General features: G+C 71.8%; 20 protein-coding genes. 10 read left to right on the plus strand and 10 right to left on the minus strand.

Features of this window, described 5'->3' with window-relative positions; all coding sequences use genetic code 11:
• Positions 1-77: 77 nt before the first annotated feature.
• The 6 genes from ABFX81_RS35185 to ABFX81_RS35210 all read left to right on the plus strand — a co-directional run bounded on the left by ABFX81_RS35185 (position 78) and on the right by ABFX81_RS35210 (position 7,682).
• On the plus strand, positions 78-815 hold the full coding sequence (locus ABFX81_RS35185; protein WP_086855464.1) for a beta-phosphoglucomutase family hydrolase: 738 nt from the start codon (positions 78-80) through the stop codon (positions 813-815).
• Positions 812-3,166 (plus strand): glycoside hydrolase family 65 protein, encoded by a 2,355-nt coding sequence (locus ABFX81_RS35190; RefSeq protein ID WP_346139199.1) that lies wholly within the window; start codon positions 812-814, stop codon positions 3,164-3,166. Before ABFX81_RS35185 ends, ABFX81_RS35190 begins: the two co-directional genes overlap by 4 nt.
• 157 nt (positions 3,167-3,323) lie before the next feature.
• Positions 3,324-4,817, plus strand: a complete 1,494-nt coding sequence (locus ABFX81_RS35195) for a hypothetical protein (RefSeq protein WP_346139200.1) — start codon at positions 3,324-3,326, stop codon at positions 4,815-4,817.
• A gap of 91 nt (positions 4,818-4,908) precedes the next feature.
• The gene (gene prcB, locus ABFX81_RS35200; RefSeq protein ID WP_346139201.1) at positions 4,909-5,757 is read left to right on the plus strand and encodes a proteasome subunit beta; all 849 of its coding nucleotides are present in this window, start codon (positions 4,909-4,911) and stop codon (positions 5,755-5,757) included.
• 199 nt (positions 5,758-5,956) lie between these two features.
• Positions 5,957-7,099, plus strand: coding sequence for a Nickel transporter NicT (gene nicT, locus ABFX81_RS35205; protein WP_346139202.1), 1,143 nt, complete (start codon positions 5,957-5,959; stop codon positions 7,097-7,099).
• Positions 7,100-7,190: 91 nt separating this feature from the next.
• On the plus strand, positions 7,191-7,682 hold the full coding sequence (locus ABFX81_RS35210) for a DUF5709 domain-containing protein (protein ID WP_086850267.1): 492 nt from the start codon (positions 7,191-7,193) through the stop codon (positions 7,680-7,682).
• A 62-nt stretch (positions 7,683-7,744) separates the two neighbouring features.
• On the opposite strand, the gene ABFX81_RS35215 is transcribed toward ABFX81_RS35210, so the two are convergent.
• The 3 genes from ABFX81_RS35215 to ABFX81_RS35225 form a co-directional block, all read right to left on the minus strand.
• Positions 7,745-7,951, minus strand: coding sequence for a hypothetical protein (locus tag ABFX81_RS35215; RefSeq protein ID WP_086850264.1), 207 nt, complete (start codon positions 7,949-7,951; stop codon positions 7,745-7,747).
• 290 nt (positions 7,952-8,241) lie between these two features.
• Entirely contained in the window at positions 8,242-9,339 is a 1,098-nt protein-coding gene (locus ABFX81_RS35220; RefSeq protein WP_086850266.1) for a SpoIIE family protein phosphatase, read from the minus strand.
• 148 nt (positions 9,340-9,487) lie between these two features.
• The gene (locus ABFX81_RS35225) at positions 9,488-10,690 is read right to left on the minus strand and encodes a beta-1,3-glucanase family protein (protein WP_086850263.1); all 1,203 of its coding nucleotides are present in this window, start codon (positions 10,688-10,690) and stop codon (positions 9,488-9,490) included.
• A 382-nt stretch (positions 10,691-11,072) separates the two neighbouring features.
• On the opposite strand from ABFX81_RS35225, the gene ABFX81_RS35230 reads away from it, so the two are divergent.
• Complete coding sequence (locus tag ABFX81_RS35230) at positions 11,073-11,963, plus strand: GNAT family N-acetyltransferase (RefSeq protein WP_086850262.1); 891 nt, start codon at positions 11,073-11,075, stop codon at positions 11,961-11,963.
• A gap of 23 nt (positions 11,964-11,986) precedes the next feature.
• Here ABFX81_RS35230 and ABFX81_RS35235 read toward each other — a convergent pair whose 3' ends face one another.
• Positions 11,987-12,871: a Gfo/Idh/MocA family oxidoreductase gene (locus ABFX81_RS35235; protein WP_086850261.1), complete on the minus strand. Its 885-nt coding sequence runs from the start codon at positions 12,869-12,871 to the stop codon at positions 11,987-11,989.
• Between the two features lie 111 nt (positions 12,872-12,982).
• The gene (locus tag ABFX81_RS35240) at positions 12,983-15,403 is read right to left on the minus strand and encodes a SpoIIE family protein phosphatase (protein ID WP_086850260.1); all 2,421 of its coding nucleotides are present in this window, start codon (positions 15,401-15,403) and stop codon (positions 12,983-12,985) included.
• A 168-nt stretch (positions 15,404-15,571) separates the two neighbouring features.
• Between ABFX81_RS35240 and ABFX81_RS35245 the strand changes: the two genes are divergently transcribed.
• Positions 15,572-17,032, plus strand: coding sequence for an aldehyde dehydrogenase family protein (locus tag ABFX81_RS35245; protein ID WP_086850259.1), 1,461 nt, complete (start codon positions 15,572-15,574; stop codon positions 17,030-17,032).
• Positions 17,033-17,188: 156 nt separating this feature from the next.
• The gene (gene helR, locus ABFX81_RS35250; RefSeq protein ID WP_346139204.1) at positions 17,189-19,345 is read left to right on the plus strand and encodes an RNA polymerase recycling motor ATPase HelR; all 2,157 of its coding nucleotides are present in this window, start codon (positions 17,189-17,191) and stop codon (positions 19,343-19,345) included.
• Between the two features lie 65 nt (positions 19,346-19,410).
• On the opposite strand, the gene ABFX81_RS35255 is transcribed toward helR, so the two are convergent.
• The 4 genes from ABFX81_RS35255 to ABFX81_RS35270 are packed head-to-tail and all read right to left on the minus strand — an operon-like array spanning position 19,411 to position 23,717.
• Entirely contained in the window at positions 19,411-20,280 is an 870-nt protein-coding gene (locus ABFX81_RS35255; RefSeq protein ID WP_086854426.1) for a TIM barrel protein, read from the minus strand.
• Positions 20,277-21,296 (minus strand): Gfo/Idh/MocA family oxidoreductase, encoded by a 1,020-nt coding sequence (locus ABFX81_RS35260; RefSeq protein WP_086854425.1) that lies wholly within the window; start codon positions 21,294-21,296, stop codon positions 20,277-20,279. The genes ABFX81_RS35255 and ABFX81_RS35260 overlap by 4 nt, the downstream gene beginning before the upstream one ends.
• A 21-nt stretch (positions 21,297-21,317) precedes the next feature.
• The gene (locus ABFX81_RS35265) at positions 21,318-22,757 is read right to left on the minus strand and encodes a sugar porter family MFS transporter (RefSeq protein ID WP_086854424.1); all 1,440 of its coding nucleotides are present in this window, start codon (positions 22,755-22,757) and stop codon (positions 21,318-21,320) included.
• A 9-nt stretch (positions 22,758-22,766) separates the two neighbouring features.
• A complete protein-coding gene (locus ABFX81_RS35270) occupies positions 22,767-23,717 on the minus strand; it encodes a TIM barrel protein (RefSeq protein WP_086854423.1) in 951 nt (316 codons plus the stop codon).
• Positions 23,718-23,941: 224 nt separating this feature from the next.
• Between ABFX81_RS35270 and ABFX81_RS35275 the strand changes: the two genes are divergently transcribed.
• The gene (locus ABFX81_RS35275) at positions 23,942-24,940 is read left to right on the plus strand and encodes a substrate-binding domain-containing protein (protein ID WP_086854422.1); all 999 of its coding nucleotides are present in this window, start codon (positions 23,942-23,944) and stop codon (positions 24,938-24,940) included.
• Between the two features lie 28 nt (positions 24,941-24,968).
• Here ABFX81_RS35275 and ABFX81_RS35280 read toward each other — a convergent pair whose 3' ends face one another.
• Positions 24,969-25,973, minus strand: coding sequence for a substrate-binding domain-containing protein (locus ABFX81_RS35280; RefSeq protein ID WP_086854421.1), 1,005 nt, complete (start codon positions 25,971-25,973; stop codon positions 24,969-24,971).
• Between the last annotated feature and the right edge of the window lie 155 nt (positions 25,974-26,128).

A 26,128-nucleotide genomic window follows, 5' to 3' on the forward strand; every position in this document is an offset into this window, starting at 1 on the left:
GCCCCGCGCCCCTCGCGCCCCCTGGGTGTGGCGTGCGCCACTCACTGGAACACCACCGGGAGGGAAACCGGTCCTGTATGACGCAGCTCGGACTCCCCGAAGACATCCACGCCTGCCTCTTCGACCTCGACGGCGTCGTCACCAGGACGGCCGTCGTGCACGCGGCCGCCTGGAAGGAGATGTTCGACGCCTTCCTGCGGGAACGCGACGGCGCGGACTTCCGGCCGTTCGAGGCGTCCGACTACGACGAGTACGTCGACGGCCGGCCACGCGCCGACGGCGTGCGCACCTTCCTGGCGTCCCGCGGCATCGACCTGCCCGACGGCGACCCGGACGACCCACCCGGCGCGCAGACCGTGCACGGGCTCGGCAACCGCAAGAACGAGCTGGTCCTCGAGAAGATCCGCACCGAAGGCGTCGAGGCCTACGACGGCACCCTGCGCTATCTGGAGGCGGTCCGCGCGCACGGCCTGAGCACCGCGATCGTCTCCTCCAGCGCCAACTGCCGGGACGTGCTGCGCTCGATCGGCGCCGAGCACTTCTTCGACGTACGGATCGACGGCGTGGTCGCCGCCGAGCGCAAGCTGCCCGGCAAACCGCACCCGGACACGTTCCTGGCCGCCGCGGAGGACCTCGGCGTCCAGCCGGCCGAAGCAGCCGTCTTCGAGGATGCCTTGGCCGGCATGGACGCGGGCCGCGCGGGCCGTTTCGGATACGTCGTCGGCGTCGACCGCGTGGGACAGACCGACGCGCTGTACGCGCACGGCGCCGACGTCGTGGTGAAGGACCTCGCCGAACTGGGGGACACGGAGTGATCACACAGCGGGCGTACGACGTCGAACCCTGGACGGTGCGCGAGACGGAGCTCGACCTCGACCTCCTGGCACAGAGCGAGTCCGTGTTCGCCCTGTCCAACGGCCACGTCGGCTGGCGCGGCAACCTCGACGAGGGCGAACCGCACGGCCTGCCCGGCTCCTACCTCAACGGCGTCCACGAACTGCACCCGCTGCCGTACGCCGAGGCCGGCTACGGCTATCCCGAGTCCGGCCAGACGTCCATCAACGTCACCAACGGCAAGGTGCTGCGCCTGCTCGTCGACGACGAACCGTTCGACCTGCGCTACGGGCGGCTCGTGACCCACGAGCGGACCCTCGACCTGCGGCGCGGCGTGCTGGAACGGGTCTGCGAGTGGACCTCCCCGGCCGGCTCGACGGTCCGGGTGCGCTCCACGCGGCTGGTGTCCCTGACCCAGCGGGCGATCGCCGCCGTGGCGTACGAGGTGGAGCCCGTCGACAGCCGTACCCGCGTGGTCGTCCAGTCGGAACTGGTCGCCAACGAGAGCCTGCCCGGCCCGGACGCCGACCCTCGCGCCGCACGGGCGCTGAAGTCGCCGCTGGAACCGGAGGAGGACCTCGCCTCGGGCAGCCGGCTGCGCCTGGTCCACCGCACCCGGCGCAGCGGCCTCAGGGTCGCCGTGGCCGCCGACCACCTCGTCACCGGCCCGGAACGGACCACGACCAGCAGCGAGAGCAACGTGGACGTGGCCCGGCTGACCATCACCTCCGTCCTGGAGCCCGGGGAGCGGCTGCGGGTGGAGAAGCTCGTCGCGCACGGCTGGTCCAGCGCCCGCTCCCGGCCCGCGATGAGCGACCAGGTCGAGGCGGCGCTGGCGGCTGCCGCGCACAGTGGCTGGTGGGGGCTCCTGAAGGACCAGCGGGCCTACCTCGACGACTTCTGGGCACGCGCCGACGTCGAGATCGACGGCGACGAGGAGATCCAGCAGGCCGTCCGCTTCGCCCTCTTCCACGTCCTCCAGGCCGGTTCCCGCGCCGAACAGCGCGCCATCCCCGCCAAGGGCCTCACCGGCTCCGGCTACGACGGCCACGCCTTCTGGGACACCGAGGCGTTCGTGCTGCCGGTGCTGACCTACACCGCGCCGGCCGCCGCCGCCGAGGCCCTGCGCTGGCGCCGCGACACCCTGCCCGCCGCCCGGGAGCGCGCGGCCCAGCTCGGCCTGCGCGGCGCCGCGTTCCCCTGGCGCACCATCGAGGGCTCGGAAGGCTCCGCGTACTGGCCTGCCGGCACGGCCGCCTTCCACGTCGGCGCCGACATCGCGGACGCCGTGGTGCGGTACGTGGCGGCCACCGGCGACGAGGAGTTCGAGCGCGAGGCCGGCGTGGAGCTGCTGGTGGAGACCGCCCGCCTGTGGCGCTCCCTCGGCCACCACGACGACCGGGGCGTCTTCCACATCGACGGCGTCACCGGACCTGACGAGTACAGCGCGATCGCCGACGACAACACGTACACCAACCTCATGGCCCGGGCGAACCTGCTGGCCGCCGCCGACGCCTGCAAACGCCACCCCGACGAGGCGGCCCGGCTCGGCGCCGACGAGGAGGAGCGGGCCGCCTGGCGGGACGCCGCCGAGGCCGTGAACGTCCCCTACAACGAGGAGCTCGGCGTGCACGAACAGCACGCCGGCTTCACCCGCTACCAGCGCTGGGACTTCGACCGCACCGGCCCGGACCAGTACCCGCTGATGCTCCACTTCCCCTACTTCGACCTGTACCGCAAGCAGGTCGTCAAGCAGGCGGACCTCGTCCTGGCGATGTACACCTGCGGCAGTTTCTTCGAGGAGTACTTCGACGAGGAGCAGATCGCCCGCAACTTCGCCTACTACGAGCCGCTGACCGTACGGGACTCCTCCCTGTCGGCCTGCGTCCAGGCCGTCATGGCCGCCCGGACCGGCCATCTGGACCTGGCCTGCGCCTACACGACCGAGGCCGCCCTGATGGATCTCGGGGACCTGGAGCACAACACCCGCGACGGACTGCACATCGCCTCGCTGGCCGGAACCTGGATGGCGCTGGTCGCCGGGTTCGGCGGGATGCGGTGTGCCGACGGCGCCCTGCGGTTCGCGCCCCGCCTGCCCGAGAGGTACAGCCGGCTGGCCTTCTCGGTGGGATTCCTCGGCCGGTGCCTGCGGGTGGAGCTGACCGCCGGGCAGGCCACGTACACCCTGCGCTCGGGTCCGCCCCTGACGATCCGCCACCACGGCAGCGAGGTGACGGTGAGTGAGGACGCCCCCGCCACCCGTCCCGTTCCCCCGCTGACCCGCCGTCCGGCCCCGAGCCAGCCCCCGCACCGCACCCCGAACGCCCGCTGACCGCCCGATCGCGTCACGCACTTGGCCGTATTCCGCCCTGCACGTCCCCACCCCGCGGGTTAGCTTGGCGGTGTTCTCCGATTATCGGACTCCCATGCCCGGCCCGCGGGCCGTGGGGGTCACAGCACCCTACGCGCGTAGGGGTAAGGGGTGGACGATGTCCGACGGCGCGAACGCCATTCTCGTTCGTATGCGAAGACGCGAACAGGCGGCCGCATCGAGGACCCCCCGCAGGAAAGGCGTCGACAGACCTCTCGCCGCGCTCGCCGCCGTCTTCGTCCTCGCGCAACTCGTCCTCGTCCGGCCCGTCCTCGGCCTCGGCTGGGACGAGATCGTCTACGTCAGCCAGGTCACCTCCGACACCCCGGCGGCCTTCTTCAGCGCACCGCGCTCCCGGGGCGTCTCCCTGCTCGTGGCACCCGTCGCGTCCTGGTCGTCGTCCGTCCCGCTGCTGCGCGTCTACCTCGCCCTGCTGTCCGGCATCGCCCTCTTCCTGGCCCTGCGCGCCTGGCGGGGCCTGTTCCCGACCCGGGTCCTGGTCCTCGGCGGCGCCCTGTTCGCCTCCCTGTGGGTGACCCTCTTCTACGGTCCGCAGGCCATGCCCAACTACTGGGTCGCGATCGGCGCCCTGATCAGCGTGGGCTGCTTCCTGCGGGCCCGGGCGGACCGTTCCGCCCGGGCGGCGCTGTGGGGCATCGCGGCGGGCGCCGCCCTCATGGCGTGGATGCGGCCCACCGACGCGGTCTGGGTGACCGTGCCGCTGCTAGTCCTCACCCTGGTCCGCCGCCACTGGCGACTCCTCCTCGCGCTCGCGGCAGGCCTCGCGGCCGGCGCCGTCGAGTGGGTGATCGAGGCCTACCTCGGCCACGGCGGCCTCGGACAGCGGCTGTCGGACGCCTCCCGCATCCAGGGCGGACTGGGCTGGCAGATCGCCGTCGACGACCAGCTGCGCAGCCTGGGCGGACGGGCCCTGTGCCGGCCGTGCACCGTGCCGATGCCCAACCCCCTGGTCACCGTCTGGTGGTTCGTCCTGCCCGTCCTGGCCGGACTCGGCCTGGTCGTCGCGGCCCGGGCCCGGCGCCTGGGACGGACCCTGATCCCGCTGGCCTGCGCCGCCACGGCCGCACTGCCGTACCTGTTCATGATCGGCTACGCGGCGCCCCGCTTCCTCCAGCCGGCCTACGCGCTGCTCGCGATCCCGGTCGCCGACGCCCTGTGGCACCTGGTCAGAACCCCGGGCCGGAAGTGGCGGCCGGTGGCCGCCATGCTGGTCGCGCTCGGCCTGGCCGGCCATCTGGCGGTGCAGGTCGCCGTCCTGGAAGGCGCCGTGTCCCGCAACACCGAGAGCCGACGCGACTGGGACCGCACCGCCGGAGCGCTGCACCGCCTCGGCGTCCGCCCGCCCTGCCTGCTCACCGGCCACGAGGCCATCCCGATCGGCTACTACACCGGCTGCTCCTCGGGCGCGACCGCCGGCCACAACGAGAACACCACGGTGGCGGACATCCTGCGCACCGCGGACCGTCTCCCGGTCGCCCACATCGCACCGTCCGGCGGCACCCCGCCCCGCTACGCCCGCACCTGGCCCGTCCACCGGATCTCGGACCTGGACGTCCGCGTCGCACCGCCCGCGCAGCGGTCCGGCCCCTGACGCCGCACGGCACTCCCGCCCCGACTCGCGTTTCCAGCCCGGCCCGTTCAGGTAGGAGTCGGTTGACGGTCACGGACGAGGGGGGAACGCCATGGCGGGGAGCGACCACGACGGCCGGCTGGGGGAGGAGTTCTTCAGACCTGGCTCCTCGTCCTTCACCGAGTTCCTGGCGGCCCACCGCCCCGAACTGCTGAGCACCCGCCGGATCCTCCCGGACGGCGTCCGCGCCGAGGGCGCCCCGCACGGCACGACCGTGCTGGCCCTCACCTACGGCGACGGCGTGCTGATCGCGGGCGACCGGCGGGCGACGATGGGCAACGTGATCGCCCAGCGGGACCTGGAGAAGGTGCACCCCGCCGACGACCACACCGCGGTGGCCTTCGCCGGTTCCGTCGGGCTCGCGCTGGACCTGGTGAAGCTCTACCAGGTCGAGCTGACGCACTTCGAGAAGCTCGAGGGCGTCCCCATGACCCTCGCCGCGAAGGCGACCCGGCTGGCCACGATGATCCGGGGCAACCTGGGCCAGGCCATGCAGGGCCTCGCCGTCGTCCCGCTGCTCGCCGGCTACGACCCCGCGGCTCCCGAGGGCCGGCAGGGCCGGATCTTCGGCTTCGACGTCGCCGGCGGCCGCTACGAGAAGTTCGGCTTCCACGCCGAGGGCTCCGGCTCGCCGTACGCCCGGGGCGCGTTGAAGAAGCTGTTCCGCCCCGGCATGTCCCGGCGCGAGGCCGCCCTGGCCGCGCTCCAGGCGCTCTACGACGCGGCCGACGACGACTCGGCGACCGGCGGCCCGGACATCAGCCGCCGCATCTACCCCGTCGTGTCCGTCATCACCGAGGACGGCTTCGAGCGGCTTCCCGAGCCGGAGACGGAGGGGCTCAGCCGCGAGATGGTCGAGCAGCGCCGCAGCCGGCCGGACGGACCGAACGCCGCGGTGTGAGCCCCCGGGGGGCGCCCGGCTCGACGGAGTCTCCGGTCCCGCGGGAGTTTCCGTCCCGCGGAGTCTCCGGTCCCGCGGAGTTTTCGGTCCCATGGACAAGACCTGTCGCGGGCTTTACTGCACACGGGTTGCAGGTACCGGAGGATGGCACGAGGCTGTTGCCCGCAGCCGTCCGTCCGACAGAAAGACCTTCCCCCCGATGACGGCCGCCCCTGAGTCCACTCCGCCCCTCCCCGCCCCGGCTGCCGCCCAGCGCACGGCCCGGCACCGCGCCCGTACCTCCATGACGCGGCAGGAGTGGACCAGGGCCGGGGGGATGGCCGCGGTCATCGTGGCCCTGCACGTGATCGGCTGGTTCACCCTCGTGGCGGTCGTCGCCCCCGAGCACCGCGCCATCGGCACCCAGACCTTCGGCGTCGGCATCGGCGTCACCGCGTACACGCTCGGCATGCGGCACGCCTTCGACGCCGACCACATCGCCGCCATCGACAACACCACCCGCAAGCTGATGGGCGAGGGCCAGCGGCCGCTGTCGGTCGGCTTCTGGTTCTCCCTCGGCCACTCCAGCGTCGTCTTCGTCCTGGCCTTCCTGCTCACCCTCGGCGTGAAGACCCTGGCCCAGCCGGTCCGCGACGACGGCTCCGCGCTGCACGACGTCACGGGACTGATCGGCACGACCGTCTCCGGGGCGTTCCTCTACCTCATCGCGGCCGTCAACCTCGTCATCCTGGCCGGCATCTGGAAGGTCTTCCGCGGCATGCGCTCGGGCCGCTACGACGAGGCCGCCCTGGAGGAGCAGCTGAACAACCGCGGCTTCATGAACCGCCTCCTGGGCCGCGTCATGAAGTCGGTCTCCAGGCCCGGGCAGATGTACCCGCTCGGCCTCCTCTTCGGCCTCGGCTTCGACACCGCCACCGAGATCGCCCTGCTCGTCCTGGCCGGCTCGGGTGCCGCCTCCGGCCTGCCCTGGTACGCGATCCTGTGCCTGCCCGTCCTGTTCGCCGCCGGGATGTGCCTCCTCGACACCATCGACGGCTCGTTCATGAACTTCGCCTACGGCTGGGCCTTCTCCGAGCCGGTCCGCAAGGTCTACTACAACCTCACGATCACCGGCCTCTCCGTCGCCGTGGCCCTGCTCATCGGGACCGTCGAACTCCTCGGCCTGCTCGTGGACAGGCTCGGCCTGCACGGCCCCTTCTGGGACTGGATCTCCGGACTCGACCTCAACGTCCTCGGCTACGTCGTCGTGGCGCTGTCCGTCGCGACCTGGGTGGTGGCGCTGCTGGTGTGGAGGTTCGGGCGTATCGAGGAGAAGTGGACGGGTGACCTGGCCCGGGGTTAGAGCCCGCGTAACGGGAAACGCGGAACGGGCACGTGAGACGAACGAGTCGACGCAGCGCGACAGGGAGGCAGAAGTGATGGGCACGGAACCGATGCGCCCCGAACCGATGGCGGACGACGCGTACCAGCCCACCGGGAGCAACGAGGAGCAGGAGGACGCCGCGCCGCTGGACCTCCAGGACGCAGTCGACGAACGGACCTACGACGACACCCTCGACGAGGGCTACTCCCCGCCGGAGAAGCCGCTCGGCGTCACCAAGCGCGGCACCACCGCCGCCGAGCAGCACGAGGGCGAGACCCTCGACGAGCGCCTCTCCCAGGAGGTCCCCGAGGTGTCCCCCGAGCCCGCCGGGGACGGCGTGGGCGACAGCCCCGACAGCGACGGCGAACCGGTCGACCCGGAGGCGGGCACGGCCCGTGCGGGCCGCCTGGTCGCCCCGGACGAGGGCGCCCATCCCGACACGACGAAGGAGACCGTCGCGACGGACGTCGGCATCGACGGGGGCGCGGCCGGTGCGGAGGAGGCGGCGGTACACGTGGTCGAGGACGACGGCGACCTGCCGGAGGGCGACGACAGGGTGTGACCCGCGCGGCGTCACGCGTCACGGACTCCGTGACGCGTGACGCCGCGCGGGGAAGGCACCCTCTAGGGCAGCAGCTTCTCCAGCGCGGCCGGGCCCTCCGCCGCGAGCTTGCGCTTGGCCCATTCCAGGTTGCGTGGGGTGAGGTCCTTGCCGGACGCGAGGACGAGGTCCTCCGGCGACACATCGGTGCCGGTGCGGGCGTGGAGCAGGCGGTCCGGGGTGGTGCTGTCCTCGGGCGGCCGGAACGCGTGGGGCTGTGAGGTCGACATTCTCTGCTCCTAGGGTCCGGATCGCTGGGGCGGCCCCGGTGCTGAAAAACGGGTCCGCTATCACCATTCAACGCGCGAGCCCAACGTGCATCCGGAGAGGCCCGGCCACCGTTCGTGAACCGGCACCGACGCCCTCCCGAAAGTTTCACCGGAACCCGGGCGGAAGGCGACCCAAATCCCACCGGGTGCGGCCGGAAGTCCCCGGGAGGCCACCGGCAGACCCACCAGAAGACAGCCCGCAGACCCCGAGCCCACGTGTACCGGTCCCGCGGCCCCGCCGTCGGCCGCCGTCAGGACCCGCCCCACGGGCGGGGCGCGAGGACGAGCATCGTGACGTCGTCCCGCACGTCCGGGCAGTACCGGACGAGGTCGGTCCACACCCGCTCGGCCAGCGCGGCCGGATCCTGTTCGGCGAGGCCCGGCAGCCGCTCGGCGAGGGGATAGAAAACCCCGCCGGCGTCACGGGCCTCGGTGACACCGTCGGACGCGAGGAACAGCCGGTCACCGGCCCGCAGCGGCACCGATACGACCCTCGGCGGAGTGACCTCGGCGAGGCCCAGCCCCAGCGGCGTGCACGGCTCGACGTCCAGCTCGACGGTCCGCCCGTCCCGGAGCAGCAACGGACCCTCCTGCCCGCACGCCACGATCCGCACCACACGCGCGTCGGCGGAGAAGTCCAGCAGCACCGCCGTCGCGAACAACTCGGCGTGCGGCTCGCCCGCGGAGTCCACCGCCAGCCTCCGGTCGAGGCGGGCCGCCACCGCCTCCGGGTCCGGCTGGTCCAGCACCGCCTCCCGGAACGCCCCCAGCAGCGACGCGACCGTGGCGACCGCCGACAGCCCGTGCCCCTGCACATCGCCCATGACCGCCCGCACGCCGTAGGGGCCCGCGCGTACGTCGAAGAAGTCGCCCCCGACCAGCGTCCCGCTCTGCGCGGCCCGGTACAGGCCCGCGCACCGTACCGGCCCGACCTCTTGCGGGAGCGGCGGCACGACCGCCCGCTGCGCGACCTCGGCGACGGCCCGTTCCGTCACGAGCTGCGCGTCACGCCTGCTGCGCACGAAGGACAGCAGCACGCTCAGCGCCGCCACGAAACAGACGGTCACCACATCGGTGCTGCCGGGGTTGTCCAGACGGAAGACGGGAACCGTCAGCACCACCACCGCCAGCGCGCCGAGCACCGCCGTCACGACCGGCCCGTGGGCCAGCACGGCCAGCGGCGGGATCGCGCCCAGCAGAAAGCCGATGTCCAGCGGCACCGGACTGATCAGCTCCGCCGTGCACACCCCCGCCAGCAGTACGGAGGGCAGCAGCCGCGCCCAGACCGGCGGCGGCGCGCCGCGCAGCCAGCCCCGCCGGTCCAGGTCCCGGTCCAGGTCCCGGTCCAGGTCCCGGTCCCGATCCCTGTCCCGGCGCGGCAGCCGGGCGCGCGCTCTGCTCACACCACCACGCTGCTACGCCCCACCGGGCGCCGCACTCCGGGCCCGCGTCACCGGGGGAGGCGGTCAACGGCGGCAGGCGGGGCATGCGCGCCTGCTAGAACGGCGTGAGCGTCAGCCGCAGCCCCGTCGGCGCCGTGTCCTGGATGTACGAGGCGAAGTCGGCCACGTCGTCGAAGGCGAAGCCGTACGCCTTGCCGTCCCGCGCGGCCGCGTGCATGGCCTTGGCGTAGTGGTTGGTGAGCCCGGTCCGGTAGAAGGACGCGGGGTCGGTCGTCGGCTGGGCGGCGGAGCCCACCAGCGTCGAACGGTTGAAACCGGCGCCCAGGATCGCGGCGACCGGCCCCGTCGTCCCGTCGTTGGGAGCGGCGAGGGCACCGTCGCAGAACAGCACGTCACGGGTGGACGGCTTCCCGAAGGAGACCTCGGCCGGCCCGGTGAACGACAGCCGCTCGCCGCGCACCCGGCCGGTGAACGTACCGGCGTTGGTGGTCACCGAGAGATCCTTGCCGGTGTACGTGCTCCACACCTCGTCGATGTAGGGCGCGAAGTAGTCCTCGGCGAACAGCCCGGCGTCCAGGCCGTGGCCGGGCGCGATGATCCGGGTCTCGTCCACCACGAGCCGCTCGAACTCCGGGACCTCCCGCACGGCGGCGAACGCGGCCGCCCGGCCTCCCTCGCGCAACGTGCCCGTCGTCTGGTCCTTCGCGCCGGTCAGCCGGATGCTCAGCGGCACGCTGAACATGTCGACCATGGTGGTGTTGCAGAACATCCCCGAGGCGTTGTACGTGAACTCCGCACAGTCGTGCAGCACTCCGTAGTCGGGATCGGACGTCACCCAGCCGGCGGGGTACTGCAGAGCCGGCCGGCCCGCCCCGTCCGCGACGACCTTGAACTTGAGCTTCGCGCCCAGCGACACGTAGATCCGGCCCGACATGTACGGCAGGGACAGCCGCGTCTCGCCGCTGCCGGCCAGGGCGATCGCGTAGTCGGCGAAGCCGTCGGGCCCGTTGTCCGCCAGGGCCACCGGGGCCAGTGTGCCGTCGGGGGTGAGGCGTACCTGACGGCCGTCCGCGTTGCCCACGACGTAGACGTGGACGCTCGCGTTGCCGAAGGATCCGCTGTTGTTGACGACCGTCAGGGGGAGGCCGGCCGGCGCCTTCGGTGCGGCCTTGCTCCCGGTCGTCTCCGCGAGGGCGTGGGGGGCCAGCGCGGCGACGGCCGGGGCGGCGGCCACCGCGCCGCCGAGAGCGGCGAGGAGCGTACGGCGGGTGAGGGGACGTCGGTGACGAGGAGTCATGTGGGGGTCTCCTGGTGTGCGGGTACGGGTGCGGGTCAGCCGTCTTGAGAGCGCTCTCAGACGGATCCGCGTCACGGATGCTACGGACGGGCAGCACCCCCGCCAACCCGCCTGTCATGCCGAAATCCCGTGCTGTAGGCGCTACTTGGGTGCTCTGACGGTCACTTAACCGCCTCTTAAGGGCCGCTTAAGCCGCCTCGGAAAAGCGATGGACGGTCCGTCGGTGATCCCGTAGCGTGTCGGCGTCACGCCCCGAGACCGGTGGAAGGAGGGCAGAGCCGTGCAGTTCACACCGTTCCAGCGCTCCCTGTTCCTCGTCCCGGCGTGCCTCGACTGACCTCACCGGGAGCGCTCTCCGCACCATGCATCCCGGAGGAATTCCGTGACCGATGTGGTCATCCGCGCGCTCGACGCGAGCGACGCCGATCTCTTCGACACCCTGCCCGATCCGCTGGGCGCCCGTGAGGGCCACCGGCTGACCCGGCATCGCCCCGACTGGAAGCGGGTGGCCCTGCGCCACGGCAGGGTCGTGGCCCGCGGCGCCTGGTGGGGCGGCCCCGACGACACCGAGCCCCTCAACCTCAACTGGTTCGACGTGGCGGAAGGCGAGGAGGAAGCGGGCGCCACGCTCCTGCGCTCCGCCCCCTGGCAGGTGGAACTGGAACTGAACCTGCCCGCGGGCTGGCGCGACGACCCGGCCCTGCGCGCCGCGGCCGAGACCCGCTCCACCGCCGCACGGAAGGCCGGCTACGACCTCCTGGTGGAACGCCTGCTGTACCGGTGGACCCCCGGCCGCGGCCTGCCCGAGCGGCCCGGGCGCCTCACCTTCCGCGCCGAACCGGACGACGCCGTGTTCTTCGACGCGCTGCGCCGCATCCACTCCGTCACCCTCGACGTCCACGCGCTGAAGGCCATCGAACAGGGCGGACTCGACCAGGCGGCCCAGGAGGAACTCGACTTCTTCCACTGGTGCCCCTCACCGCGCGAGTGGTGGCAGGTGGCGTACACCCCGAGGGGCGAGATGGCCGGCATCCACATCCCGGCCCACAACCCCTCGGGCCCGTGCATCGGCTTCATCGGCGTCCTGCCGGACCAGCGCGGCCACGGCTACGCCTACGACCTGCTGGCCGAGTGCACGCACTTCCTTGCCGACCAGGGCGCGGACTTCGTCGCAGCCGCCACGGACCAGGGCAACTTCCCCATGGCCGCGAACTTCGCCAAGGCCGGTTTCCCGGTGGTGAAGGAGCGGCTCAACTTCGACCCGGCGCAGTAACCGGGCCGGGCCGTACTCCAGGGCTAACGCCCGCCGTCGTTCAGCAGGTCGTCGGCCGCCGTCAGGATCTCCGTGACCCGCAGGCCGAACGCCGCGTCGCACGCGTGCGGGCGGCCGGTCCTGGCGGCGGCGAGCAGGGCGTCCGCGGCCCGCATCAGGGCGGGAACCGCTCCGTCGGAGCTCTCCGGCAGGACCGCGGCCCCGGCCTCCCCGAGCAGCTCCACGGCGGCACCGGACGCGGCCGGCGGTGCCGTCAGGCTCAGGGTGAGGGTGCTCGACGCGCCGCCGGCGTGGTCGAGGACGACATGCGCCGTGTCCCCGGGGCCGTACGCCGCCGCCGTCACGCGCCGGACGTCGCCCAGCACCGGCAGCAGCACGGACAGGGCGTGCGGGCCGACGTCCCACAGGGCGCCCTTCTCCCGCCGCCACGGCGTGGCGAAGGGGCTCTCGCTGGTGAACACCGCCCCGAGCCACTGCGCCCGCCCCGTGAACCAGCCCGGCACCGCCGCCTGCTCGGCGATCCACGCCGCCGGCCCGGGCTGGAAGCGGGTCGTGAAGAACACGACCGAGGCGACCCCTGCCTCCCCGGCGGCCTCCACCACGGCCCGTCCCTGTTCCACCGTCGGCGCGAGGGGCTTGTCGAGCAGCAGATGACACCCGGCACGCGCGGCACGCGCGGCGAGTTCGGCCTGCACGTCAGGAGGCAGCGCCACGGCGACCGCCTCCACGTCGGCGAACAGCTCGTCCACGTCGTCGTACGCCCGGACACCGTGCCGCTCGGCCAGTTCCTTGGCGGCCTCCGGGCGACGCCCCCACACACCGGCGAAGTCGAGCTCGTCGTGCCCGCTCAGTGCGGGTGCGTGGGCCAGCTGCGCCCAGGGTCCGGTGCCGAGCAGTCCTATGCGCATGCCGCCGCCTCTCCACGGTGCCCTGAACAGCCGACGGCCGTTCCCCGGCCGCCCGCTCGCCGAAGAGCGTGTCATACGGAACCGGCCGTGGGGGAGTCCAGGCGGCGGACCTCAGTCGCCGGGAAGCGACTGTTCAGCCCAAATGATCTTGCCGTTGGGGGTCTGACGGGTCCCCCAAGCCTGGGTGAGCTGAGCGACGAGAAGCAGCCCGCGTCCGCCCTCGTCGAAGGTACGGGCCCGGCGCAGGTGGGGCGCGGTACTGCTGCCGTCGGAGACTTCGCAGACGAGGGCGCGGTTGTAGATCAGTCTCAGCTCGATGGGAGGCCGACCGTACCGGATGGCGTTGGTGACCAGTTCGCTGACGACCAACTCGGTGACGTACACGGCATCGTCCAAGCCCCACTCGGACAGTTGCCGGCACGCGGCCTTGCGCACCTCGGCGACTGCGGCGGGGTCCGGCGACACCCGCCAGGTCGCCACGTGGGAGGCGTCGAGGGCTCGGGTGCGGGCCACGAGGAGCGCCACGTCATCGGAGGGACGATCCGCGAGCAGGGTCCGCAACAGGGCGTCGCACATGGTCTCCAGATCCTGAGCCGGTCGCCGCAGCACCTCGTGCATGGCGGCGATCCCTTCGTCGATGTCACGGCCGCGGACCTCGACGAGCCCGTCCGTGAAGAGGACGAGCAGGCTGCCCTCGGCCAGCTCGACCTCGGTCGACTCGAAGGGCAGGCCGCCCAGGCCGAGGGGAGGGCCTGCCGGAACGTCGAGGAACTCGACAGTGCCGTCAGGTGTCACGAGGGCCGGCACGGGGTGGCCCGCGCGGGCGATCGTGCAGTGGCGCGAGACCGGGTCGTAGACGGCGTACAGACAGGTGGCGCCGATGTCACCGCCGAGCGGATCCGCGGTGTCGCCACCGCCGGCGACATGGTTGACCAGGTCGTCGAGGTGGGTCAGCAACTCGTCGGGAGGAAGGTCGACATCTGCCAGCGTGCGTACGGCGGTGCGCAGCCGCCCCATCGTCGCCGAGGCCTGGATGCCGTGGCCCACGACGTCACCGACGACCAGGGCGACCCGGGCACCGGAGAGCGGAATGACGTCGAACCAGTCGCCGCCGACACCGGCCCGGGCGCTGGCGGGCCGGTAACGGGAGGCGACATCGAGAGCCGCCTGCTCGGGGAGACGTTGCGGCAGCAGGCTGCTCTGCAACGTGAGGGAGGTGTCGCGCTCGCGGGTGTACCGCCGGGCGTTGTCGATGCACACGGCGGCGCGAGCGGTGATCTCCTGGGCCAGCAGCAGGTCGTCCTGCTCAAAGCGCTTGGGCCGGCGATGGCGGGAGAACGTGGCCACTCCCAAGGTGAGGCCACGCGCACGCATCGGTACCGCCAGCACCGAGTGGAACCCGAAACGTCGCATGCGTTCGGCCCGCTCCGGGGCCGTCCGGTCCAGATTCTCCAGGGCGGCGGGCGTGATGTGCTCGATGAGTGGCTGCCCCGCGGCAAGGCACACCGCCGCGGTGGAACCCTCCGGATAGGCGGCCACCGTCCCGATCTGCACCACGGCTTCGGGGCAGCCCTCCAGCACCGACTGACAGGCGACCCGGCGCAGCATCACCGGACCGTGCGGAGAACCCTGCGGCGGATCCTCACCCCCCTCGATCGCCGGCAGGAGATCGACCGTGACGAAGTCCGCGAACCGTGGGACGGCCACGTCGGCGAGTTCCTGAGCGGTACGGGGCAGGTCCAGGGTGCTGCCGATCCGCAGGCTGGCGTCGTTGACCAGGACGAGTCGCTGTCGTGCGAGGTGCTGCTCCGTCACGTCGTGTGCCGACAGCAGGACACCTTCGAGTCGCCCGTCGGAGCCCCGCACCGGGACGAGGGACACCGACCACACGCTCTCCCGCTCATGGCCGGCGAGGTGCAGCGCGGCTCCGAGCTCCTGGAGACGACCGGTCTGCAGCGCGGTGCGCATGCCCTCCTCGGCCCGTTCGCTCTCCGGGTCGAGGACGATCTCCGTCACCCGCAGGCCGCGCATCTCCTGCTCGGACAGGCCCATCACGCGTTCCATGTCCGCGTTCGCCCACCGCAACCGCAGCCCGGTGTCGTACAGAGCCATCGAGTAGGGAGCCTGGGCGAAACTGCGCCGCAGGAACGTGTCGTCCTCAGGCGTGGGTGCCGGCCGGGTTACCGGTGACACCAGCAGCCAGTCGTCCCCGTCGACCTCCCGGTGGTGGGCTAGCAGCCCGACGGTCAGGCGGTGACCGTCTTGGTGCAGCAGTGTGGCCGTCCCGCTCCACCTCCGCAGACCGGTCAGCGAGTTCAACGCGTCCATCGGAGCGGCGTCCGCGAGGAGCACGGCCGCCTTCCGGCCGACCACCTCGGGGGCCCGGTAACCGAGCAGCCGCCGCGCTCCTTCGTTCCACGCGGTCACGACCCCGAGGTCATCGACGACGACCCTGGCCGTCGCCGCACCGTCGACACGTTCCTGCGGCCGAGCGCTCGGGCCGTCGTCCCAGGCGGACGCGGATCCGATCATGACGTCATCTGCCCTCAATCCCGCCCTGAGGCCTGCTGCCCGGGAGCGCCCTGAATCCGAGGTGCGTCGCACCATCACTATTACGACACTAGACAACAAGAGTGACAGACCGGCGTGAATGGGTCCTCATGTCAGGATGGCGGCACCGACCCCGGACGGAGGGCGCCCATGACTGGCAACGGCAAGAGGTGGCCGGACCCGGCCGAGTGGGCCGGGAGGATCTACAGCGCGGGCTGGCGCACATCCGGGGGCGGCACACGCCAGGTGATCGAACCGGCCACGGGACACGCGCTGGCAGAAATCGGCGTCGCCTCCCCCGCAGACGTCGCTCGGGCCGGCGCCCGGGCCGCCCGGGCCGCCGGAGAGTGGGCCGCGGCAGCTCCTTCCGACCGTATCGAGGTCCTGCTGCGCGCATCATCGGCGCTGCGTGAGCAGAGCGCCACGGTCCGCGACTGGATCGTCCGCGAGTCAGCCGGCGTCCCCGCCAAGGGCGACTACGAGATCAACGCCGCCCTCGCCCAACTGACGCACGCCGTGGGACTCGCGTCCCTGCCCAGGGGCGAGGTCCTGGCCCCGCAAGCCTCCGGTGGAACGAGTCTGGCCTGGCGGGTGCCGCTCGGCGTCGTCGGCGTCATCAACCCCTGGAACGCGCCGCTCCTGTTCGCGATGCGCGCGCTGGCACCCGCACTGGCGCTGGGCAACACCGTGCTGCTCAAGCCCGACCCCCTCACTCCGGTGTCCGGGGGTGTCCTCGTCGCGCGGCTCTTCGAGGACGCCGGCCTCCCCGACGGGGTGCTGCACGTCCTGCCGGGCGGCACGGAGACCGGGCAGGCGGTCGCGGCAGACCCTCATGTCGCCATGGTCGCGTTCACGGGCTCCGCCGAGGTCGGACGCGACGTGGCCCGGGTGGCGGGTGAGGGACTGAAGCGGGTCGCGCTGGAACTCGGCGGCAAGAACTCGCTCGTCGTGCTGGAGGACGCCGATGTGGACGCGGCCGCCCTGGCCGGGGCCGTGAGCACCTTCGGATATCAGGGACAGGCGTGCGTCGCCGCCGGCCGCCACCTGGTCCATGCCGACCTGGTCGAGGCGTACACCGCCGCGCTGGTGGGGCACGCGCGGACCCTGCGCGTCGGCGACCCGCGCGTGGAGGGCGTCAGCGTCGGCCCGATCATCAGCGAGCGGCTGGCCACCAGGATCGAGCGCATCGTCGACGAGAGCGTGGCCGGCGGGGCGCGGGTGCTCACGGGCGGCCGACGCGACGGGCTCTTCTACCCACCCACCGTCCTGGACCACGTCGACCGGGCCATGCCCGCGTTCACCGAGGAGATCTTCGGTCCCGTCGCCCCTGTCATTCCCTTTCACAGCGAGGCGGAGGCCGTCGAGATCGCCAACGACACCGCGTACGGCCTGACGGCCGCCGTGCACTCCGGCTCCGTACCGAGGGCGACCGCCGTCGCGGAGCAACTGCGCACCGGCATGGTCCACATCAACGACGTCTCGGCCAAGGACGCCGCGAACGCCCCCTTCGGAGGCGTGGGGATCTCCGGCAACGGCTCCCGCATCGGCGGCACGGCCAGCCTGGAGGAGTTCACCCAGTGGCGCTGGATGACGGCACCCGGACCGGTGTGACATCGGGGCCGGGCGGAGCCCGCTCAGAAACAAGAAAGGCAAGGAGTCCTCTCCTTGCCACTCTCAACCTATAGCAGACAGGGGGCCTTGCGGCAAGGCCCCCTCTGTGCCGCAGACTGTCCGGCCTACCAGGACCTGCGGATACGGGAGCATGACGTGACCCCCCTGACCACCAGCGCGTTCGACCTTCCCGACCGCCTCGCGCACAAAGCCGACCCGGCGCTGATCGCCCGGGACGAGCGGCACTTCGCCGCCATCGCCGCCCGTCTCGAACAGTCGATCGCCGAGCTGTCCGACCGCCTGGCCGCCGAGCGCAAGGCGCCCGGCGGGAAGGGCCGGCAGGCGATGGACCGGGACGCCGAGATCCACCGGCTGACCGCCCGTCTGCGGGCACTGCGGCGCTTCGGCCTGGACCTGTGCCTCGGGCACATGGCCGGCGTCGACGACCCCGAGCCCGTGTACGTGGGACGACTCGGCCTCACCGACAGCGAGGGGCGCCGGCTGCTGGTCGACTGGCGTTCCCCCGCGGCCGAGCCGTTCTTCGGAGCCACCCACGCCAACCCGATGGGCCTGGCCAGCCGCCGCCGCTACCGCTGGACGGACGGCCGGATCAGCGACTACTGGGACGAGGTGTTCACCGCGGACGGAGCCGTCGGGCACGCCGCGCTCGACGACCAGTCCGCCTTCATCGCCAGTCTGGGCACCAACCGCTCGCCCCGGATGCGGGACGTGCTCGGCACCATCCAGGCCGACCAGGACGCCATCATCCGCGCCGGTTCACGGGGCGCCCTCGTCGTCGACGGCGGTCCGGGAACGGGCAAGACCGTCGTCGCCCTGCACCGCTCCGCCTACCTCCTCTACTCCGACCCCCGGCTCGGCCACCGCCGGGGCGGCGTGCTGTTCGTCGGCCCGCACCGGCCCTACCTCTCCTACGTCTCCGACGTGCTGCCCAGCCTCGGCGAGGAGGGCGTGCAGACCTGCATCCTGCGGGACCTCGTCACCGAGGGAGCCGAGGCGGCCGTCGAGACCGATCCGGACGTGGCGCGCCTGAAGTCGTCGGCGGACATGGTGAAGGCGATCGAGAAAGCCGTCACCTTCTACGAGGAGCCGCCCGCCGAGGGCATGACGGTGACGACCCACTGGTCCGACATCCGGCTCAGCGCCGAGGACTGGCTCGTGGCGTTCGCGGCGGCGGAACCCGGCACCCCGCACAACGACGCGCGCGGCCAGGTCTGGGAGGAGCTGCTCACGATCCTGGAGGACAAGCACGAGGGCGACGCGCCGGCCGCCCTGCTGCGCAGGTCGCTGTCGCGGAACAGGGACCTGCTCACGGCCTTCAACCGCGCCTGGCCGCTGCTGGAGGCGAGCGATCTCGTCGGAGACCTGTGGTCGGTACCGGCCTATCTGCGGATGTGCGCCCCCTGGCTCAGCCGCGACGACGTGCGAAAGCTCCAGCGCGAGGATCCCCACGCCTGGACGGTGTCCGACCTGCCGCTGCTGGACGCGGCACGGCAGCGGCTCGGTGACCCGGAGGCGTCACGGCGCAAGCGCCGGCACGCCGCCGCCGTCGCCGTCGAACGCGAACGCATGGACAGGGTCATCGACAACCTGCTGGAGGCCCACACCCACGACGACGGCGAAGGGGTGCTGGTCATGCTGCACGGACAGGACATGCGCAACTCCCTGGTCGACGAGTCCGCCCTGCCCACCGACGACCCGGACCGGCTGGCAGGCCCGTTCGCGCACATCGTCGTGGACGAGGCCCAGGAGCTGACGGACGCGGAGTGGCAGATGCTGCTGCTGCGCTGCCCGTCCCGGAGTTTCACCATCGTCGGGGACCGTGCCCAGGCCCGGCACGGGTTCACGGAGTCGTGGCGGGAGCGGCTGGAGCGGGTCGGGTTCGGCCGGGTCGACCTGGCCTCGCTGAGCATCAACTACCGGACGCCGGAGGAGATCATGGCGGAGGCGGAGCCGGTCATCCGGGCCGCGCTGCCGGACGCCAACGTGCCGACCTCGATCCGCAGCGGCGGCGTTCCCGTCGTGTACGGATCCACGGCGGAGCTGCACTCCGTCCTCGACCGCTGGCTCGCCGACCACGCGGACGGGATCGCCTGTGTGATCGGCGATCCCGGGTTCCGGCCGGCTTCGCCCCGGGTCCGTTCGCTGCCCCCGGAGCTTTCGAAGGGGCTGGAGTTCGACCTGGTCGTCCTCGTCGACCCACAGGACTTCGGCACGGGCATCGAGGGAGCGGTCGACCACTACGTCGCGATGACCCGGGCGACCCGGCAGCTCGTCGTCCTCACGAGTTCCTGACAGGGACTCCGGCCGGGGCCCTCCCGCAGTGGGGGCCCCGGCCGGAGGTTTCAGGGGGTGTCCGCCTACGCGGCGAGCTCCTTGCGGATGCGGTCCAGCATGAACGCCGACGACTCCCGGGCCCGCTCCTCCCAGGCGAAGACACAGGACGTGGCGACACCGTCGAAGCCCAGATCGCGCAGCGTGCCGAAGAAGGCGTCCCAGTCGACCTCGCCCTGGCCGATGTCGAGGTGCTGGTGGATCCGCGCCGGCGTGCCCGGCGGGTTGAGGATGTAGCGCAGGCCGGACGAACCCTTGTGGTTGAAGGAGTCCGCGATGTGCACGTGCTGGAGCTTGTCACCGGCGTAGCGCATCATCGCCGCGATGTCGGCGCCGACCTCCGAGGCCCCGGAGAGGTGGAAGGAGTGCGGGGCGCAGTACAGGTAGTTCACCCACGGCTTGTTGATCGCGCGGACGAGATCGACGGCGGGGGTGTTCTCCTCGCAGAAGTCGTCCGGGTGCGCTTCCAGGTTCAGAGCGATGCCTTCGCGCTCGAACACCGGCAGCAGTTCCTCCAGCGAGCGCCAGAAGGCGGCCTCGCTCTCGGCGGCGTGCTCCGGACGGCCGTTGAACTCCGAGTTCATCAGCGGGCATTCGAGGTCGACGGTGATCTCGATCATCCGCTTCCAGTAGCGGACGGCGGCCTGCCGCTCGGTCTCGTCCGGCGAGGACCACTTGTACAGCGGCAGCACCGAGGACAGCCGGACACCGTGCCGGCGCAGCGACTGCTTCAGCTCAGCCACCCGCGCGTCGTCCGCACGCGGGTGCAGGAAGAACGGCATGAACTCCGCGCGCGGCGACAACTCGATGTACTCGTAGCCGAGTTCGGCGACCGTGCGCACCATCTCGTCGATCGGCAGGGCGCGGAACATATAGGGGTCAAGGGCGATCTTCACGCGGTCCCTCCGTAGAACGCGGGGCGGGGCTTCATGTCGACGGTGACGGTCCCGCCGCCGGTCTCCAGGGACCGGACGGCGGCGTCGGTGATGACGGTGGCGGCGTAACCGTCCCAGGAGGACGGGCCGGTGGGCTCGGCGCCGGCGGCCACGCCTGCGACCCACTCGCGGAACTCGGTGTCGAAGGCCTCCGCGAACCGGTCCTTCCAGTCCTGGAGGACACCCGTGCCGTGCCGGGCGGCGGTGCGGATCCCGACGGCCGCCGGGTCGGGCAGCCGGACCAGGCCGTCCTCGCCGACGACCTCGCACTGGATGTCGTAGCCGTACTGGCAGTTGACGAAGACCTCCAAGTCGATCCGGACGCCGTCGGATGTCTCGAAGATCATGATCTGCGGGTCCTCGAGATGCGCGAAGCGTTTGCTCGTGGCGCGTGGGGTGACCACCTGCGCGGAGACGATCTCGTCGTCGAGCAGCCAGCGCAGCACGTCGATCTCGTGCACGGCGGTGTCCTGGGCGGCCATGGCGGAGTGGTACGACTCCGGCACGGTCGGGTTGCGGTGGGCGCAGTGCACGATCAGCGGGGCCCCGAGCGAGCCGGTGGACAGGACCTCCTTCATCTGGCGGTAGCCGGCGTCGAAGCGGCGCATGAAGCCGACCTGCACCAGGCGGCGGCCGTGCGCCCGCTCGGCCTCGACGATCCGCAGACAGTCCTCGGCGGTCGTGGCCAGGGGCTTCTCGCAGAACACCGGCTTGCCGGCCGCGATCGCGCCCAGGACGTGCTCGGCGTGGGTGGGCCCCCAGGAGGTGACGAGGACGGCGTCCACGTCCCCGGAGGCGATCAGCTCCGCACCGGTGGGCAGCGCGGTGGCGCCGGCCCGGGCCGCCACCTCGGCGGCGCGGCCGGCGTCGATGTCGGTCACGGCCGTCACGGACGCCCCGGTGACGACCTCGGTGAGCCGCCGGATGTGGTCCTGGCCGATCATTCCGGCGCCGATGACGCCTACACGTACGGTCATGGTCGTTTCCTTCGAAGGGGGTCAGGAGAAGCGGGTGCGGAGCTCGGCTTCGAGGCTCTCGAGGGTGCGGCCCTTGGTCTCGGGGACGTAGCGCTTGACGAAGGCGAGGGACAGCAGGCCCGCCACCACGAAGAGGAAGAAGGTGTTGGAGATCCCGATCCCGGAGACCAGGGACGGGAAGACCAGCCCGATCACGAAGTTGGTCAGCCACAGCACCACCGCCGCGATCCCCATGCCGAAGCCGCGCATCCGCATCGGGAAGATCTCCGACAGCATCAGCCAGGTCACCGGCGAGATCGCGCCCTGCTGGAAGGCGAGGAACGTGACCGTCATGGCGAGCACCGCGAACGCCCGTGCGTCACCCGAGGGCAGGACCAGGGAGAAGACACCGATCAGCAACAGGGCGACCGTCGTGCCGGCCTGACCGGTCATCAGCATCGGGCGGCGCGGTACCCGGCCCAGCAGCCAGATGCCGACGAAGGTGGCCAGCACCGAGATCACGCCGTTGGCGATGTTCGCCGTCAGCGCGCTGTCGGCGGCGAAACCGGCGTCGGTGAGGATCTGCGTGCCGTAGTACATGATCGTGTTGACGCCGGTGATCTGCTGCACGATCGCGATGCCGAACCCGACGAACATCAGCTTGCGCACCCACGGCGTGCTCTTCATGTCCTGCCAGCCGCCGAGCTTCGCCTGCTCGTCCTTGACGGCGAGCGCGGACACCTCCTTCAGCTCGGCCTCGGCCCGGGCCTGCGACCGCACCTGCCTGAGCACTTCGAGGGCCTCCCCGAAGCGGCTCTGGGAGGCCAGCCAGCGGGGGCTCTCCGGCATCACCAGCATGCCGAACCAGAGCACCACCGCCGGCAGCGTGGCGATGACCAGCATCCAGCGCCACACGCCGCCGGACTCGCCGCCGACCTGGGCGATGATCGCGTTCGACGTGAAGGCCAGCAGCTGACCACTGACGATCATCAGCTCGTTACGGGTGACGAGAGCGCCGCGCCGCTCGGCGGGGGACACCTCCGCGAGGTACACCGGCACGGTCACCGACGCGCCGCCGACCGCGAGACCGAGCACGAACCGCGCCACGATCATCACCTCGGTCGTGGGGGCGAGCGTGCAGCCGAGCGCGCCGACGAAGAACAGCACGGCCAGCAGCAGGATGTTGCGCCGCCTGCCGCGCGCGTCCGACAACCGGCCGCCGGTCACCGCGCCCAGCGCGGCACCGAGCAGCAGCGAGCTGGTGACCATGCCCTCGGTGACCGGGGTCAGGCCGAGGTCCTCGGTCATGTAGGGCAGGGCGCCGTTGATGACTCCGGTGTCGTAGCCGAAGAGCAGACCGCCGAACGTGGCGATGATCGTGATCAGCCTCAGCCGCCGCCTGACCGCCGGAGGGGCGTCGTCCGCGACGGCGGTGGCGGGGGGTGGGCTGGAGGCCGGTGTCGTGTCGTCCGTGACGTCCATGGCCGCTCCTTACCTGTCGATGTTCGGGCGCCGGGTACCCGACAGTCCGCAGCCGGCCAGGTGTTCACGGGTGCTGACCGCGATCGGCAGTGGCACCTCGGGAGCACACGGGTACAGGTCCTGCTCGACGATTACGAACAACTCCGCGTCCAGCCCGGCGAGTTCGGCCACCACATCGGCCGGCTTCGGCACCCCGGCCGGCGGTGACACGCACACCCCGCGCTTCACGGCCTCGCCGAACGACAGGTCCTCGGCCGCGACCTGCGCCAGGACCTCCGGGTCCATCTGCTTGATGTGCACGTAGCCGACCCGCTCACCGAAGCGGCGGATCAGATCGAGGTTGTCCCCACCGCCGTACGCGACGTGCCCCGTGTCCAGGCAGAGGTTCGTGTAGCGGCTGTCGGACTCGTTGAGCAGCCGCTCGATCTCCGGCTGGGTCTGGATGTGGCTGTCGGCGTGCGGATGGACGACCAGCCGTACGTCGTACTCCTCCAGCAGCAACCGGCCCAGCCGGTCGGCGGCCCGGCCGAACCCGGCCCACTGCTCGGCGGTCAGCTCGGGCGACTCGGTGAACGCACCCGTCTTCTCGTCCCGGTACATCGGCGGGATGAAGACGAGATGGTGCGCCCCCGCGGCGGCGGTCAGCGCGGCCACCTGCCGGACGTGGGCGAGCATCTCGTCCCACGTCTCGGGCCGGTGCAGCGCGCCGAACGCGGTGCCGCCGGAGACCTTCAGCCCACGGGCGTCCAGCTCGGCCTTCAGCCGCTGCGGGTCGGTGGGGAGATAGCCGTACGGTCCGAGCTCCAGCCACTCGTATCCGGCCTGGACGAGCTCGTCGAGGAAACGGGTGTACGACACCTGGTGCTCGTCCTGGGGGAACCAGACGCCCCAGGAGTCGGGGGCGGAGCCGAGGCACAGGTTGCCGACGGTCGTACGCAGCGGGGCTGGCGCCGTTGCCATGGTGAGGGTCCTTCGGGGAGAGGAAGGGGGCGGGCGTGAACTGATGCGCTCTACTAGCGCGCTCTAGTTCGAGTACGATGACCCCTGTCCAAATGTCATGTCAATAGGTTGTTGCCGGGAGATTGCGGGGTCCTCGTGCGGACCTCGTGCGGGACGCCCCGTAAGGTGGTCGGCGTCGGAGGGTGGGTTCACACGTGGATGCATCGGGCAGGCAGCGGCCCACGATGGCGGACGTCGCCGAGAAGGCGGGCGTGTCCCGCGCGCTCGTCTCGATCATCTTCCGCAACCAGGCGGGCGCCAGCCGGGAGACGCGGGAACGGGTCCTGCGCGTGGCCGACGAGATCGGTTACCGGCCCGACAGTGCGGCCCGGTTGCTGGCCCGTGGCCGCAGCCGCACGCTCGGCGTGATGTTCACCGTGCAGCAGACCTTCCACACGGACCTCATCACCGGCATCTACCCCGAGGCCGAACGCCTCGGTTACGACGTCCTCCTCTCCGGGGCCACCCACGGCCGCAGCGAGGCCAAGGCGGTCGAGGCGCTGCTCAGTCACCGCTGCGAGGCCGTGATCCTGCTCGGCCCGGACGCCGAACCCGACTACCTCGCCGAGCTGGGGCAGCGCACGGTCGCCGTCTCGATCAGCCGCCGGGTGCCCCACGCCCATGTCGACTTCGTGCACTCCGCCGAGGGGAAGGGCGTCCGGCAGGCCATGGACCACCTGGTGGAGCTGGGGCACCGCCGGATCGTGCACATCGACGGCGGACGCGGCCCCGGTTCGGCGGAGCGGCGGCGTGCCTACCGCGCCGCGATGCGCCGCCACGGGCTTCAGGCCCAGGCGCGGGTCATCCCCGGTGAGCACACGGAGGAGTCCGGCGTCGAGACCGGCCGGCTGCTGCTGGCCGAACGCGACAGCGGGCGGCCGCTGCCGACGGCGGTCCTCGCCGGCAACGACCGCTGCGCGATGGGGCTGCTGATGGCCCTGACCCGGGCGGGCGTCGAGGTCCCGCGCGACCTGTCCGTCGTCGGCTACGACGACAGCCACCTCTCCCACCTGATGCCGCTCGGCCTGACCACCGTCCGCCAGGACGCGTTCCTCATGGCCGAGCACGCGGTCCGCTTCGCCGTCGAACGGCTGGAGAACGGGGAACTGCCGCCGAGGGAGGCGGTGCTGGACCCCAAACTCGTGGTGCGGGGAACGAGCGGGCCCGTTCCGGCGAAGGAATAGCGGGTCCTCTTCCCGGTGCGTCCCTTGCTCAGCGCGTCCCCTTCTTCGCGAACTCCGCGACGCTGTCGACATTGTCCTTGGTGACGAAGGCCGGCCCGGTGAGCACCGGCGCGGTGCCGCCGCCGCTGAAGTTGCCGTTCGTCCGGTAGAGCCACAGCGCGTCGACGGCGAGGTAGCCCTGGAGGTAGGGCTGCTGGTCGACGGCGAACTGGATGTCCCCGCTCTGGATGGCGCCGACGAGGTCCTTGTTGAGGTCGAAGGTGGCGATCTGGGCCTTGCTGCCCGCGTCCTTGACCGACTGCACGGCGGTCATGGCGATCGGGGCGCCCAGCGTGACCACCTGGTCGATGGTGGACTCCTTCTGGAGCTTGGCGGTCAGCGTCGACTTCACCGAGGGCATGTCGGTGCCGTTGACGTACAGGTTCTCCGTCGTGCCCTTGAAACCCTTCTTCAGGCCGGCGCAGCGCGCCTCCAGCGCGACCTGGCCCTGCTCCTGGATCACGCAGACGGCGTGCTTGGCGCCCTGCTGGTTGAGGCGCTCGCCGAAGGCCTGGCCGGCGATGTTCTCGTCCTGGCCGAAGTACTCGAGCATGCCGAGTTCCTGCCAGTTGTCCAGGCCGGAGTTGAAGCCGACGACGGGGATGCCGGCCGCCTTGGCCTTGGCCACGACCGCCTTCATGGCGTCGGGCTTGGCGGCGGTGAGGGCGATGCCGTCGACCTTCTGGTCGATGGCGTTCTGCACGAGGTTGGCCTGGTTCCCGGCGACGGGGTCGCTGGAGTAGACGAGCTTGATGTTGTCCTTCGCGGCGGCGGCCTGGGCGCCCTTGCGGATCAGGTCCCAGAAGGTGTCGCCGGGCGCCGCGTGGGTGACCAGGGCGACGGTCATCCGAGGCGTGGTGGCCTTGCCCGCGGCGGCGTCGGTGCCACCGGTCTCGGACTGCTTCCCGCCGGAGCCGCTGGAACAGCCGGCGGCGAGCAGCGCGCCCGCGAGGACGGCGGTGGTCAGGGCGGCGGATCTGTGGTGTCTGCGCATGTCGGGTGCACCTCGGTGTGCTGGGAAAGGGGCCGTGCCCGGTCCGGGGAGGTAACTGGAGCGCGTCACTAGCGCGCTCTAGTGGCAGGTACTATGCGGGCGCCCTGGGGTGATGTCAACAGCTTTGTCAGGACGTACCAACAAACAGGACGTTC

Origin of the sequence: Streptomyces coeruleofuscus (genome assembly GCF_039532725.1) — a bacterium.
Taxonomy (GTDB): Bacteria; Actinomycetota; Actinomycetes; order Streptomycetales; family Streptomycetaceae; genus Streptomyces; species Streptomyces coeruleofuscus.

Bases quoted from the DNA above. Each gene is read 5' to 3' on its own strand.
- ABFX81_RS35185 (WP_086855464.1), top strand. From the start codon at position 78: ATGACGCAGCTCGGACTCCCCGAAGACATCCACGCCTGCCTCTTCGAC.
- ABFX81_RS35195 (WP_346139200.1), top strand. From the start codon at position 3,324: ATGTCCGACGGCGCGAACGCCATTCTCGTTCGTATGCGAAGACGCGAA.
- prcB (WP_346139201.1), top strand. From the start codon at position 4,909: ATGGCGGGGAGCGACCACGACGGCCGGCTGGGGGAGGAGTTCTTCAGA.
- nicT (WP_346139202.1), top strand. From the start codon at position 5,957: ATGACGGCCGCCCCTGAGTCCACTCCGCCCCTCCCCGCCCCGGCTGCC.
- ABFX81_RS35210 (WP_086850267.1), top strand. From the start codon at position 7,191: ATGCGCCCCGAACCGATGGCGGACGACGCGTACCAGCCCACCGGGAGC.
- ABFX81_RS35215 (WP_086850264.1), bottom strand. From the start codon at position 7,951: ATGTCGACCTCACAGCCCCACGCGTTCCGGCCGCCCGAGGACAGCACC.
- ABFX81_RS35225 (WP_086850263.1), bottom strand. From the start codon at position 10,690: ATGACTCCTCGTCACCGACGTCCCCTCACCCGCCGTACGCTCCTCGCC.
- ABFX81_RS35235 (WP_086850261.1), bottom strand. From the start codon at position 12,871: ATGCGCATAGGACTGCTCGGCACCGGACCCTGGGCGCAGCTGGCCCAC.
- ABFX81_RS35240 (WP_086850260.1), bottom strand. From the start codon at position 15,403: ATGATCGGATCCGCGTCCGCCTGGGACGACGGCCCGAGCGCTCGGCCG.
- ABFX81_RS35245 (WP_086850259.1), top strand. From the start codon at position 15,572: ATGACTGGCAACGGCAAGAGGTGGCCGGACCCGGCCGAGTGGGCCGGG.
- ABFX81_RS35260 (WP_086854425.1), bottom strand. From the start codon at position 21,296: ATGACCGTACGTGTAGGCGTCATCGGCGCCGGAATGATCGGCCAGGAC.
- ABFX81_RS35265 (WP_086854424.1), bottom strand. From the start codon at position 22,757: ATGGACGTCACGGACGACACGACACCGGCCTCCAGCCCACCCCCCGCC.
- ABFX81_RS35270 (WP_086854423.1), bottom strand. From the start codon at position 23,717: ATGGCAACGGCGCCAGCCCCGCTGCGTACGACCGTCGGCAACCTGTGC.
- ABFX81_RS35275 (WP_086854422.1), top strand. From the start codon at position 23,942: ATGGCGGACGTCGCCGAGAAGGCGGGCGTGTCCCGCGCGCTCGTCTCG.
- ABFX81_RS35280 (WP_086854421.1), bottom strand. From the start codon at position 25,973: ATGCGCAGACACCACAGATCCGCCGCCCTGACCACCGCCGTCCTCGCG.